The following is a 12648-nucleotide window of genomic DNA, read 5'->3' as shown; positions in this document are numbered from 1 at the left end:
GCGCTCATGCGCCGACGAAGCCGCGCACGTAGCGGCGGTTCTGCAGCACGGCCGCCGACAGATCGGGCCGCTCCGCGAAGTCGTCATAGGGGAACATCGGGCGCACGATGCGACTGTGGCCGAGCCGTTCCAGGTCCTGGTCCACCGGCCCGGGCGTCAGCGCGAGCGTCCAGCCCTTCGCGACGTCGTACAGGGTCGGCTCGAGGTAGCCGATCTTCGTCACGACGATGTCCGCTTCGGTCGGCTCCAGCCCGATCGCCCGGAAATCGGCGACGTCGTGGTAGGCCTTGCGGAACTCCGTGACGACCGCCCGGATGCCTCCCACGCGGATCACGGCGATGCGGCCCGCGGCCGGGTCGCCCGCGTGGAATGACTCGAGCACGCCGGCGAGGCGCACCGGGCCGGAGACGCGGTGATCGACCCGAGCGCCGACTGTCACGTCGACCTCGGAGCCCACCGCGGCGGATGCCAGCGCGGCGACGCCCTCGTGGTCGAAGACGGACGCGACATACGTCACCGGCGCGTCCGCACGTGTCAGCTCGGGCTTGCCGAGCAGGCGAGCGAGCGTCCACGTCACGTCGCCCGAGCCGCCCGCGCCTGGGTTGTCGCCCGAGTCGCTGATCAGGTAGGGCTTCTCACCCTCGTGCGCCAGGGCCGACTCCACGGCCTCGTCGAGCGTGCCTGGAGGTCCGACGAACTCGAAGCCATCGCGAGCGTCCCACAGCTCCCCGGCGATCCTCTCGACCTCGGCCGTGATGACGTCGATCTCGTCGCCCGTGACCATCACTGTGGCGTGGCAGCGCGGCTCGTCCGCCCACGCGTAGCCGATCCACAGGCCGAGGTCGCTGACGCCCGGCGTCTTCTCGACGTCATCGATCTGCGCGTACAGGGAGCGGGCAGGCTCGACCCTCGTCGATGTCTTCTCCCCCGGCAGCAGGATCGGCACCCGCACCCATGCGGTCATCGGTTTATCGCCCCGGCCGAGCCACTCGACGAGGCGTGCGGCCGAGCGCTCCTTGGTCTCCCACGCATCCTCGTGCGGTGCGAGGCGATAGCACGTCGGCAGGTCCAGAGCGAGGGCGAGGGTCTCCGACATGTTGCCGTGCAGGTCCATCGGCGCGGCGATCAGGGCATCGTCGCCGACGACCTCGCGCACCGCGGTGACGAGGTCACCCTCGGCGTCGTCCACATCCACGACGCTCATCGCGCCGTGGATGTCGAAGTACACGCCGTCGACGGGGCCGGCCTCGCGCAGCCCCGCGACGATCCGCTGCTTGAAATCGTCGTACACCTCGCGGCGCACAGCACCGCCGGGGATGGCGCGAGCCATGAATATCGGCAGCCACTCGGCCGCCTCCCGCAGCGGCGCCCCCTCGGCGAGGAAGGCGTAGCGTTCGAACAGTGCGTCTCCCGTCAGCACCGGGAAGTCTCGGTAGTCGGCCTTGTGGGCCGCGTACGCGCTCGACTCGATCGCGATGCCGACGATGGCGATACGGGGAAGGGTCATGTCAGATCTCCATGAGACCGGCACGGGCGGCACGGCGCTCGCGCTGGGCGACGGGGTCGGGCGAAGGCACGGATGCAAGCAGTTCCTGCGTGTAGCGCTCGCGCGGGGCGCGCAGCACGTCGGCCGTGCGCCCCTGCTCGACGATGCGGCCGGCGCGCATCACGATGACGCGCTCGGTGAGCTCGTTGACGACGCCGAGATCGTGGCTGACGAACAGGCAGCCAAAGCCGAGCTCGGCGTGCAGCGAGCGCAGCACGTCGAGCACCTCGGCCTGCACCGACACGTCGAGGGCGCTCGTGGGCTCATCGGCGACCAGCAGGCGCGGCTTCAGCACGAGTGCGCGTGCCAGGCCGACACGCTGACGCTGACCGCCCGAGAACTCGTGCGGGTAGCGGCCGGCCACGTCGACGGGCAGGCGAACGGCGTCGAGAAGCTCCGCGACGCGCGCGCGGCGGTCGGCGCCCGACATCCTCGGCCGATGGATCGCGAGAGGCTCGGCGATCGACTCGCCCACAGTCATCCGCGGGTCGAGCGACCCACCGGGGTCTTGGAACACGACGCCGACCTCGCTGAGCATGCGGCGTGCGCGGCGTCCGCGCATCCGGTGCATCGGCTCGCCCAGCAGGCTGAGTTCGCCGGATGCCGCGGGCAGCAGACCCAGCGCGAGCTTGCTGACGGTCGATTTGCCCGAACCGGATTCGCCGACCAGGCCGACGAACTCGCCTGCGCCGATGGCGAAGCTGATGTCGAGAACAGCCGGGGCGTACCGGCCGTTCACCCGATAGCCCGCGGAGACGCCTGCGAGCGAGATGATCGGCGATTCCGGCGTCTCGAACTCGTGTGCGGCACCGGCCGTCTCGGCACCGCCGAAGGCGGCGGGCGGCAGTGCCGGAATCGCCGCGAGCAGACTCTGGGTGTACTCGTGCGTCGGCGCCGTGAGCACCAGCTCGGCCCGCCCGGACTCCACGACCTCCCCGCGCCGCATCACGAAGACGCGGTCGGCGAGATCGGCGACGACGCCCATGTTGTGCGTGATCAGCAACAGGCCGGTGCTGCGCTCGCGCACGAGCCGGCGCAGCAGGTCGAGGATCTCTGCCTGCACTGTCACGTCGAGCGCCGTCGTCGGCTCGTCGGCGATGATGACCTTCGGCTCGCAGGCGAGGGCGATGGCGATCACGACGCGCTGGCGCTGGCCGCCCGAGAGCTCGTGCGGGAACTGCTTGGCGCGCCGTTCGGGCTCGGGGATGCCGACCTTGCTCATCAGCTCGACGGCGCGCTGATGGGCCTCGGGCTTCGTCGCGGGGGTGTGGTTGCGGATGGCCTCGGCGATCTGGGCCCCGAGGCTCATCGTCGGGTTCAGCGCCGTCATCGGCTCCTGGAACACCATCGAGGCGGCACGGCCGCGCAGCGAGTCCATCGTGGCGGTGTCGGCGCCGAGCACCTCAGTGCCGCCGACCGTGATCGACCCGCGCGCCGTCGCGGTGCGCGGGAGCAGGCCCATCGCCGCGAACGACGTGACGGACTTGCCGGATCCGGACTCGCCGACGAGGGCGACGACCTCCCCGGGTCGGACATCGAGCGTCGCGCCGCGGACGGCGTCCTCCTCCTGTCCGGCGAAGCGCACACGCAGGTCGTCGACGCGGAGGACTGCGGAAGCGGACTCGGTCATGCCGTCTTTCCCTTCACGTCGAAGACATCGCGCAGGCCGTCGCCGATGAAGTTCAGCGCACAGACGACGAGCACGATCGCGATTCCTGGCGGCAGGATGAGCCACCAGGCGCCCTGATAGATGAGGCCGAGGCCGTTGCTGAGCATGGCGCCCCAGTCGGTGGCCGGCGGCTGCAGGCCCATGCCGAGGAAGCTCACGTAGGCGACGAGCAGGATCGCGTCCGCGACCTGGAACGTCGCGTTGACGGCGACCGTTCCGACGGTGTTCGGCACGATGTGGCGGCCGACGATGCGCGTGTGCGAGGCGCCCATCGCGCGGGCGGCGACCACGTAGTCGCGGGTCTTCACCGACAGCGCCTCGGCGCGCACCAGGCGTGCGGGCACGAGCCACGACACGACACCGATGACGACGATCATGATGACCGCGCTGGGTTGGACGATGCTCGACAGCACGAGCAGCAGGAAGATCGCCGGGATCGCGATTCCGGCGTCGACGATGCGCATCATGATGGCATCGACGATCCCGCCGACGTAGCCCGCGACAGCGCCCCACATCGTGCCGATCACGGTGGCCAAGAGGCCGGCGAAGATGCCGACGAGCAGCGATGTGCGTCCGCCGATCATGAGGCGGCCGAGCACGTCGTACCCGAGCGCGTCAGTGCCGAGCGGGTGCCCCTGCTCGCCCGGCTTCAGGTCGGCGATTTCGAGGTTCGTGTGCACCTGATCGGTCGGGTACAGCAGCGGCCCGATCATCACGAACAGCGCCGCGAGGGCGAGGATGACCAGGCCGACGACGGCCAGCCTGTTCTGGGCGAAGCGTTTCATGAAGCTCACGCGAGGCCTCCCCGGATGCGCGGGTCGAGGATCGCCTGGATGATGTCCGCGAGCAGCGAGCCGATGACGGTCGCGACCGAGATGACGAGGACGCAGCCCAGCAGCACCGGGAAGTCGCTCGACTGCGCCGCACTCCAGAACAGCAGACCCATACCTGGGTAGTTGAAGAGCTGCTCGATCACAAGAGCGCCGCCGAACATCACCGGCAGCTGATAGCCGAGCATCGCGATCACGGGCGTGAGCGAGTTGCGCAGGAGGTGCCTGGAGAGCACACGCTTGAACGGAGTGCCCTTCGAACGCGCCGTGCGGATGTAGTCCTCACTGAGGTTGTCGAGCGCAGACGAACGCATGTAGCGGCTGAAGTTGGCGACGAGCGGGATCGCGCCGGTGAGCACCGGAAGGATGAGTCGCGCGGGCTCGGCCAGCACGGCGGCGACGGTCTCGCCCTGCGGGGCGTTGGCCGGCAGGAGGCCGAGCGTCTGGCTGAAGATCATGATGAGCAGCATGCCGAGGAAGAAGCTCGGCGTGGAGTACGCGACGATCGCGAGCGTGGACAGGGTGTAGTCCGCGCCGCGGTTGCGGCGCACCGCCTGGAAGATGCCGACGGGCACGGCGATGAGCAGGGCGATCACCAACGACAGCCCGGTCAGCAGCAGGGTCTTCGGCAGGCGCATGCTGATGGCATCGGCCACCGACATGTTGAGCAGGTACGACTGCCCGAGATCGCCGGTGAGCAGGCGACCGAGGAACGCCAAGTACTGTTCCCAGAGCGGGCGGTCATAGCCCTGCTGCTGGTTGAACTGCGCGATCTGCTCGGGCGTGGCCTGCACTCCGAGCACGCCGCGCGCGGGGCCTCCCGGCAGCATCTGCAGCAGCACGAAGACGACGATGGTGACCACGAAGATCACGACGAGCGCCTGCGCGATGCGGCGCAGCAGGAAGAACAGGAACGGGTGGCGGCGCGGCCGCTTGCCCGCGACCGCCGCCTGAGCGGCGACGGTCGCAGGGAGCGAATCAGGAGTCGAGCTCACGGGACTCTACTTCTCCCAACCCCAGCGCTGCGGGTGGAAGTTGCCCAGCGGGTCCTGCTCGACGCCGGTCATGCCCTGACTGATGACCGACATCTGGTACACGGGATTCGGCACCCACATCACGGGAAGCTGCGTCGCGCCGTATGCCGAGTACTCCTGCATCGCGGTTTCGTCGCCACCTGCGAGGGTGGCCTCGATGAGCTCGTCCATCTTCTCGTCGCTGTACGAGCCGAAGTTCGATCCGCCGCTGGTCGAGAAGAGCTGCTCACCGGTCGAGTACGCCGGGAAGTACCACGAGCCCGCGGTCCCGAAGAACGGCAGCTCCCACGTGCACTCGGGCGAATCCGACTCGCAGGCGGGGATCGACCCGAGCACGGTGTTCAGCGGGGCCTCCTCGATGGTGACGCCGACACCGGCCTCTTCGAAGGTCGACTTCATCGTGGCGAACATGTTGTCCGTCTCGGTGCTGCCGCTCTGGGTCAGGATCGTGATGGCGAGCTTCTGCCCGTCCGAGATTCCCTCACCGCAGTCGGCGCCGGTGGCGCACTCATAGATGCCGTCAGAGTCGAGCGTCCAGCCGTTGTCCTCGAGCAGTGCAGCCGCTGCATCCGGGTCGAACGGGTACGGGTTCTCCCGCTGCTCGTCGGAGAGGAACTTGTTGTCGGGGTTCTGCGGAACCGGGCCGTAGCCCGGGTTCGCTGCGCCGTGCCAGACCGTCTCGGCGATCGTGTCCTGGTCGATCAGCTGCTGCAGCGCCTGGCGCACGTACAGCTGCGAGTAGACCGGACCCATCTCGGGGTTGTTGAAGTTGTACGGCAGGTAGGTGATCGCCCAGCCGTCCCAGTTGACGACGTCGAAGCCGAGATCTTCGTACTGGGCCGAGTTGTCGAGCTCGTTGGTGGGAATGTAGCCGTAGTCGACCTCGCCCGAGCGCACGGCCGCGACTTCGGCGTCGACGCTGGTGAAGGGCAGGAAGTTGATCGTCTCGGACTGCGCCGCGTCATCGCCGTCATAGGCGTCGTTCTTCACGAGGGTGACCTTGCCGCTGTCGCTGAAGCTCTCGAGCGCGAGCGGGCCGCTCGTGGTGTCGAAGAGCGGGTTGCCGGCGTAGCCGCCGAGGTCCTCGCCCTCCGCGATCAGGTACTCCCAGATCTGCGTCGCGCCCTCTTCGGTCTTCGCGAGCTCCGGATCGGGGGTGCCGCCGTCCTCGGTGATGCTCCAGGCGTGCGCCGGGATCGGAACGATCAGGGTGAGCTGCGAGGCGAGCAGCCACTCCTCGTTGTACGAATCGTCGAAGGTGAGCACGACGGTCTTGTCATCCGGCGTCTCGACCGCATCGATCAGGTCGGGCATCGCGCCGGCGCGGTAACTGCCCCAGACATCCTTGTTCGCCTTGACGAGGTCGAGCCAGAAGGCGACGTCGGCGGATGTGACCGGCTCGCCGTCCGACCAGGTGCGCTCGTCGAGCGTGATGGTCACCTCGGTGTCGTCCTCGCTGAACTCGACGGTGTCGGCGAGGTCGGCGGTGGGAACGCGGTCGACGGCGTCGCCCTCCGAGCCGTCGTATGCGATGAGCGGCTCATACAGCGAGCGGATCATGGCGGAGTTGTGCGACGTCATCTTGCCGGCGGTGGCCAGCGGGATCATCCAGTTGGGGGTCGCGTTGGCGGGCAGAGCGTAGTTGATCTCGTTCGAGCCATCTCCGCTCGCGCCGCCGCCGCCGGCTCCGCCCGTACAGCCGGCGATGAGCCCGACGGCCGCGGCGGTGCCGAGCGCGGTCAGTGCAGCCCTGCGGCCGCGAGATGCGAAGTTCGCTCGCATGTGTCCTCCTGGTGATATCCGCGCGGCGTCGCGCGGCGATGGGATGTGGAGCAGTTCCGGAACTACGGTAGCCGAACTAAGTTCTTACGTAAATAGTATGAAGTGTCACGAATAAGTTAATCCGATACCGTAAGAAGTCGATGCGCACAACGTATCGCTGCGAGGGGGCACCATGACGCGCACCAGCAACAGCACGGCCGAGAACCACGTGCTCGCCGTGATCGGGTCCGGCCGCGCCCGTTCACGTCGCGACATCGCACAGATCCTGAGCCTGTCGCCGTCGACGGTGTCGCAGCACGTGCAGTCGCTGTTGGCACAGCGCCTGGTCGAAGAAGGGGAGGCTCGCGGCTCGACGGGTGGCCGCCGCGCTAGGGAACTCCGCCTGGCCGGTGACGCCGACCTGATCGGCGCGATCGACCTCGGTGGCGCGCACGCGCGCCTGGCCGTCGTGCCGCGCGGGAAGTCGCTCGCAAGCAGCACGGAGATCCCGGTCACGATGAGTGACGGACCGCGCACCGTACTCACCGCCTGCGTGGATGAACTGCGCCGGATGACCGGAGCGGCGCCGTTGGCAGGCGTCGGAATCGCTCTGCCTGGCCCGGTCGACACGAACACGCGCGGCGTCGTGAGCCCGTCGCGCATGCCCGGATGGGCGGATGTCGACATCAGCACGCTGTTGAGCGAGATCGCCGGTGTTCCCGCGGCCGTCGAGAACGACGCCAACGCGATGGCCATCGGCGAGCATTTCGCGCACTCGCCGTCGGCGACAGCGTCGATCACCGTGAAGGCGGGCACCGCGATCGGTGCCGGCATCGTGATCGAGGGACAGACCTACCGCGGCGCCGGGGGCGTGGCCGGCGACATCACCCACACCCGGGTCTCGGCGGCGCACGATCGCCAGTGCTCGTGCGGCAATCGCGGGTGCCTGGAGACGGTCGCCTCAGGTGCCGCCCTCGTCCGTCTGCTGCGAGAGGAGGGCATCGAGGTTGAGTCGACGGCCGACGTGCTCGCGCTCGTGCGCGATGCCCACCCCGTTGCGACGCGTCTGGCGAGGGAATCCGGCCACCACCTCGGGGAGGTGCTGTGCGCCGTGGTCAACTTCTTCAACCCGAGCGCGCTGTACGTCAGCGGCGCGCTGACGTCGCTCGAACCGTTCATGTCCGCCCTGCGCAGCGAGATATACGAAGGCTCGCACCCGCTGATGACGCGGGACCTGACCATCGCCCCAGCAGCGCTCGGTGCGGACGCCGCGCTGGTGGGTGTCGCACGCGAGGTCAATGAGCTGCTTGCGCGGTTGACGCACGGGTGAGTGACGGCGGGGCGCCGTGCTCGGCCGGTACAGCCGAACCCGCGGGCCGGAGGGCCCTGCTCACGAGCGTTGGCGAAGCCGCAGCGCCTCGTCGAGCACGGCCCGCAACTCCTCGTCGTGCACGTACACGTACGTCCCGAGCATCCCGCGCGTCATCAGCACCGTGTAGATGTTCACGATCAAGGCCATCAGGACGTCATCGGTCGTGTTGATACCGAACTTCTGACTGCTCTGTTTGCCGCGCTTGTCAAAGTAGTTCTTGCGGTCGACGACGATCCGCTGCTCCTCCGGGCTCCACCGCAGCTCCGGGCCGACGATCACTCCGGCGTAGTTGAGGTCGTACCCCTGCACCGTGTGGATCGAACCTACTTCATCCGGTGACGTCGCCGAGTTGATCCAGTCCTTGTCCGTCCGGTTCCACTGCATCCGGAAGTCGTCGCCGATCACGATGTCGAAGCGCGAGCGGTCTTTCTTCGACACCCACTCATACCCGTAGCCGGCGAGCATGCGTGCCAGCCCTGACTCGGCTTCGCGGGCCCGGATCGCGTCGCGCATCTCGGCCGGCGAGTCGAAGAACCGCAGGTCGTAGTCACCGACGTCGACGGGTGCGGGCCGGCGCCCCGCGAACACCTCGCGCACGTAGCCCACGTAGTCGGTGCCTGCTTTCACACGCATCTGGGTGAGCAGCCGATGGAACCGGTGCTCGCGCTGTGCTTCTGAGAGCAGCGAGCGCTGGGTCTCGATCGGTACGTCGGCGGGCCGGACCGACTGCCCCTCGTCGACGAAGAAGAGCTGGTGCCGGCTCTTGGCACGGATCCAGTCGATCTGGCTGCGTGAGTGGTCGTCGCTGCCGAAGAGCTGCTCATTGACCCTGCCGAACCGGGTCGTCATGGTCGGGTGCGCCTGACCCGAGCGGCGGTTCAGCCGGTGCGCTTCGTCGACGACGAGCAGATCGAACATGCCCTCATGCTTCACGACATCCCACGGGCTCATCGCCATCGCCTTCTCGAGCCCGGGTGTGCGTTTGAAGACCTTCTCGACCGACTTGCGCAACGACTGCTGCGGAATGACGAAGCCGATCTTCAGCCCGCCCGCGAGCTCCCGGTAGCCTCGAGCGAAATAGTCAGAGAAGACCGAGTCCCGCTCGATCTCGTCGCTTTCATCCGCCGCCCCGATGTCGCGCAGCAGTTTGATCAGGTAGATCGCGACGATCGTCTTGCCCGTTCCAGCGGCGCCCTGCACGACCGACATGCTGTCGCGCCCGTCGTCGAGGTCGTCGAACAGGGCATCGAGGATGCCCTCGACTGCCGCGCGCTGCTCGACCGTCAGCGCTTTGAACGGCGACAGCTTGAACAGGTCGCTGTTCTCGATCTCGTGCTTGGTCTTGGTGAACAGCCCCTCAGCCCGCAGCCGCTCAAAGATCTCGGAGAAGGTCTGCTGATATGACGGACGGTCGTAGTAGTCGGCGTCGGTCACGCCGTCGTTGAGGTTGCGCACCGCACGGATGCCGTCGCCGGAGAAGTACCGGATGAGCTGAGACTCGAGATCGAGGCAGGCGGATTTGTTGAACCGCTCACCGAGCACGATGCGGTATCGCTTCAGCTCGCGGTTGTGCGACTTCGGATCGCGGTGCTGCCGCATCCGCTTGGAGGCGTTCAGGGTCTCGCCGACGTAGACCGACCTCGCGTCGTTGAGCACGTATACGACCGGCCAGTTCGTGTACTTCTCCCCTGCGCCGCTCAGCGCTTCGACGGCCGTCTCCGTGAACGGTCCGCCGTCGATCTCAAAGCTCGTCATACTTCGCGCTGCGCCCTCTCGCCTTCTCCACCGGGTACTTCGCGCGCGTGGTGGCGAGCTTGTTCCGGATGATCTCGATCGGGTCGGCACCGAGCCGGTCGGCGAGCAGGAAGCAGTAGGTCAGGACGTCGGCGAGCTCGTCGAGCACCTCGTCACGCTCGTCATTCGCCGGCGCACTCCATTGGAAGTGCTCGAGCAGTTCCGCCGCCTCGATCGAGATCGACTTGGCGAGGTTCTCGGGCGAGTGGAACTGCGCCCAGTCTCGCTCGGCGACGAACTCGCGGAGCTCGCGCTGTACGGCTTCGATGGACACGGGGTCAGTGTATCGGCGAGGGCGGACACCGAAGACTACGGCAGGAGGTCTTCTATCTGCGGTCGCGCGCGCATTGCATGGATGATGAGCTGGTTGCCGCTGTCGAACGTGAGCAGAACGACCTCGAGGAGCCGACCCCTGGTATCGAACCCGATACGCAACTGACGCGATGGGTCACCGTCATCGAGGTCTTCGATCCACAGCGCCCATTCGGCAGCCTGGATCGCGTCTTCGTCCGCGATGCCGTGCTTGCGCGCAGACGCGTGAACCTTCATGGCGCGAGTCGGTCGATGGCCGCGCGGATGGCTTCGCTGCGGTTCTTCCCCTCGCGGCGGGCGTACTCGTCGATCCGCTCAAGTTCAGCAACGGTCAGCCGCACGGCGACTACCTGCGACGGCTGCGCACCACGCCCCGGGCGCCCACGGCCGCGCTTCTTCAGCGCCTCGACGTCGTACCCGCGCTCAGCTTCATCAGCCCAGGCCTGAAGCTGCTCTTCGGTGACGGGGATGCCGTTGATTGTCTCGCCCATGGTCATAATGTAATACGAAAATAGAAGCGTGTCGACCCTGAAGAGCTCATTTAGGAGGACCTGATGAACGGCAAGGCGTTCCCGCCGATCACGCCGTCGAGGTGCTGCTCGATGAGTTCCTGCGACCGATGGAGATTTCCCAGTGCCACTTGGCGAAGAGCATCGGCGGGCCCCTTCACAGGATCAACGAGATCGTGCACGGCAAGCGCCGTGTCATCCCTGACACGGGGGGATCACCAAGGTGCTGGGCATGAGCGAACGCTTCTTCCTCGACCTGCAGCTCGACTATGACCTCGCTGTGGAGGAGGAACGCACCAGGAGGAGTTTGACGCGATCACTCCGCCGGTGGCATAGACCGGCGACACCACGCGGATGCCGATGATGGGATGATTCCATCCCTCGGTTTCAGACACGGCAAGCCCGACACTTCGACCCGCGTCAGTTCCTTAGTCCGAGGTGAGCGCCGAGCGCCGCGAGGCATACCACGGCTCCGACAACGATGCCGAGGAAGAGGTTCCATATGCTGCCGATTGCGAAGGCGACGAGGCCCCAGAACGCCGAGAGCAGCAGGCCCAGGATGAAGCCGACGACGGGGACGTTGAACAGAATCGTGATTACCACGAACGTAATAATCCCCACGCCTACCGCCGTCGGGACCTCCCAGCCAAAATGAACCCCAGCAACCACCCCGGCGAGGACGGCGGTGAGCAATGACTCCACGCCTATCAATTGCCAGACAGCTCGCCGATCGCGCATGCCTTCCCACGCGTCCCCACCGAACCGTCGTGCTCGCTCTCGGTCGTTCTCCATCACCCCGCAATTCTGCCAGCGCCGTGAGCGACCGGGCGATGCGCGTCGCCGTCGCATCGCGAACTGCAAGCAATGCCATGTTTCCGGGGCACGCGGCGCCTCAGCGATGACTCGGCACGGTTCGACTGTTGACCAAGACCCGCCTACACCCTGGATCGTGCAAAGTGTTGTTGCCAGCGGCGCGACCAGCAACGGCGTCGCCGAGCTGCCTTCAGCGGCTCGCAGACCCGCTTCTCACGTTCGAGGGCAAGCAGTGACACCCACGCACGTCGCACATGTGGTGGGTCGAATAACGTATACACCACAGATCCAACAGCCGCCCAGAACCCGAGCATCAGCCAGCTCGCGATGAAGAAGCTCCCCTCGAAGACCATGGGAGCTGTCACCGCGACGAGCGCCAGTGACGACAATGCGAGGGCGAGAAACGAGACCGAACTTCCGACGTCTGGTCGCTTCCTACCTTCGACTTCGACGGTGAGCCGCTCTATGTCTGCCGTGGCGAGTTCACCAAGCCCCTCTGCCGCCTTCTGCTTGAACGGATGCTTGCCGAGGTTGAGCCCCATGCGCTGAGCCACCGTCGTGTTTGAACGCCGATTCATCAGATCACCTTCACGCGTTGAACGAACATCGTTCCCGGCCGAGCGCTGTCGCCGGGCGCGATGCGGGCCGCCTTGCTCGGCCACCTGCAAGGATCCTCCGTCGGCCCTCCGACATTCAACGTGACAGGCGAGGAGCGGAGTCCCCGCCGAGCATCCCGCGCGGCTACTCCTGTAACCCCGCGTCGTGCACGCACACGTGCACGTACGTGCCGAGCATGCCGCGCGTCATCAGCACCGTGTAGATGTTCACGATCAGCGCCATCAGCGCCCGACCAGAACTTGCGCGGCTTCCCCGTTGAGCCGCCACGCCGGCAGGTCGAGAGTGGACCTTCGCTCAGGACGGCCGCGGGCCCGTCAGGCCGGCTCCATGATGAGTCGCATTGCCACAGAGCCAGTCGCGAGTTTCTCGTTCGGCCAAGTAGACGCGTTG

The 12648-nt window shown here is 67.1% G+C and carries 13 protein-coding genes; 1 reads left to right on the top strand and 12 read right to left on the bottom strand.

The genetic code is table 11. The annotated features are described in order from the left end of the window. Positions 1 to 4 precede the first annotated feature (4 nt). From CIK77_RS14075 to CIK77_RS14055, 5 genes are read right to left on the bottom strand one after another with little or no spacing between them, the layout of a single operon-like run. Positions 5 to 1507, bottom strand: a complete 1503-nt coding sequence (locus CIK77_RS14075; RefSeq protein WP_087054780.1) for a M81 family metallopeptidase — start codon at positions 1505 to 1507, stop codon at positions 5 to 7. Position 1508: 1 nt separating this feature from the next. Next, a complete protein-coding gene (locus tag CIK77_RS14070) occupies positions 1509 to 3176 on the bottom strand; it encodes a dipeptide ABC transporter ATP-binding protein (RefSeq protein ID WP_087054779.1) in 1668 nt (555 codons plus the stop codon). Further along, a complete protein-coding gene (locus CIK77_RS14065) occupies positions 3173 to 4000 on the bottom strand; it encodes an ABC transporter permease (RefSeq protein ID WP_087055057.1) in 828 nt (275 codons plus the stop codon). The genes CIK77_RS14070 and CIK77_RS14065 overlap by 4 nt, the downstream gene beginning before the upstream one ends. A gap of 5 nt (positions 4001 to 4005) precedes the next feature. After that, entirely contained in the window at positions 4006 to 5040 is a 1035-nt protein-coding gene (locus tag CIK77_RS14060) for an ABC transporter permease (RefSeq protein ID WP_442923146.1), read from the bottom strand. 6 nt (positions 5041 to 5046) lie between these two features. Beyond that, positions 5047 to 6861 (bottom strand): peptide ABC transporter substrate-binding protein, encoded by a 1815-nt coding sequence (locus tag CIK77_RS14055; RefSeq protein WP_087054778.1) that lies wholly within the window; start codon positions 6859 to 6861, stop codon positions 5047 to 5049. A 172-nt stretch (positions 6862 to 7033) separates the two neighbouring features. On the opposite strand from CIK77_RS14055, the gene CIK77_RS14050 reads away from it, so the two are divergent. Next, positions 7034 to 8170 carry an ROK family transcriptional regulator gene (locus tag CIK77_RS14050; protein WP_087054777.1) on the top strand — a complete coding sequence of 379 codons (1137 nt, stop codon included), beginning with the start codon at positions 7034 to 7036 and terminating at the stop codon, positions 8168 to 8170. A 60-nt stretch (positions 8171 to 8230) separates the two neighbouring features. On the opposite strand, the gene CIK77_RS14045 is transcribed toward CIK77_RS14050, so the two are convergent. From CIK77_RS14045 to CIK77_RS17940, 7 genes are all read right to left on the bottom strand, one after another. Beyond that, the gene (locus tag CIK77_RS14045) at positions 8231 to 9967 is read right to left on the bottom strand and encodes a DUF2075 domain-containing protein (protein ID WP_249268574.1); all 1737 of its coding nucleotides are present in this window, start codon (positions 9965 to 9967) and stop codon (positions 8231 to 8233) included. Beyond that, entirely contained in the window at positions 9954 to 10280 is a 327-nt protein-coding gene (locus CIK77_RS14040) for a nucleotide pyrophosphohydrolase (RefSeq protein WP_087054776.1), read from the bottom strand. The genes CIK77_RS14045 and CIK77_RS14040 overlap by 14 nt, the downstream gene beginning before the upstream one ends. A gap of 35 nt (positions 10281 to 10315) precedes the next feature. Then, positions 10316 to 10555: a toxin gene (locus CIK77_RS14035; RefSeq protein WP_087054775.1), complete on the bottom strand. Its 240-nt coding sequence runs from the start codon at positions 10553 to 10555 to the stop codon at positions 10316 to 10318. Then, positions 10552 to 10815: a ribbon-helix-helix domain-containing protein gene (locus CIK77_RS14030; protein WP_087054774.1), complete on the bottom strand. Its 264-nt coding sequence runs from the start codon at positions 10813 to 10815 to the stop codon at positions 10552 to 10554. Before CIK77_RS14030 ends, CIK77_RS14035 begins: the two co-directional genes overlap by 4 nt. A 432-nt stretch (positions 10816 to 11247) precedes the next feature. Further along, positions 11248 to 11622: a hypothetical protein gene (locus tag CIK77_RS14020; protein ID WP_140403526.1), complete on the bottom strand. Its 375-nt coding sequence runs from the start codon at positions 11620 to 11622 to the stop codon at positions 11248 to 11250. 140 nt (positions 11623 to 11762) lie between these two features. After that, positions 11763 to 12302: a hypothetical protein gene (locus CIK77_RS14015; RefSeq protein WP_140403525.1), complete on the bottom strand. Its 540-nt coding sequence runs from the start codon at positions 12300 to 12302 to the stop codon at positions 11763 to 11765. A 79-nt stretch (positions 12303 to 12381) separates the two neighbouring features. Continuing rightward, positions 12382 to 12480, bottom strand: a complete 99-nt coding sequence (locus CIK77_RS17940) for a DNA/RNA helicase domain-containing protein (RefSeq protein ID WP_114347269.1) — start codon at positions 12478 to 12480, stop codon at positions 12382 to 12384. Between the last annotated feature and the right edge of the window lie 168 nt (positions 12481 to 12648).

Source organism: Microbacterium sp. JB110 (assembly GCF_003335195.1).
Classification (GTDB): Bacteria; Actinomycetota; Actinomycetes; order Actinomycetales; family Microbacteriaceae; genus Microbacterium.
This window is presented reverse-complemented; position numbering and strand designations above follow the sequence as displayed.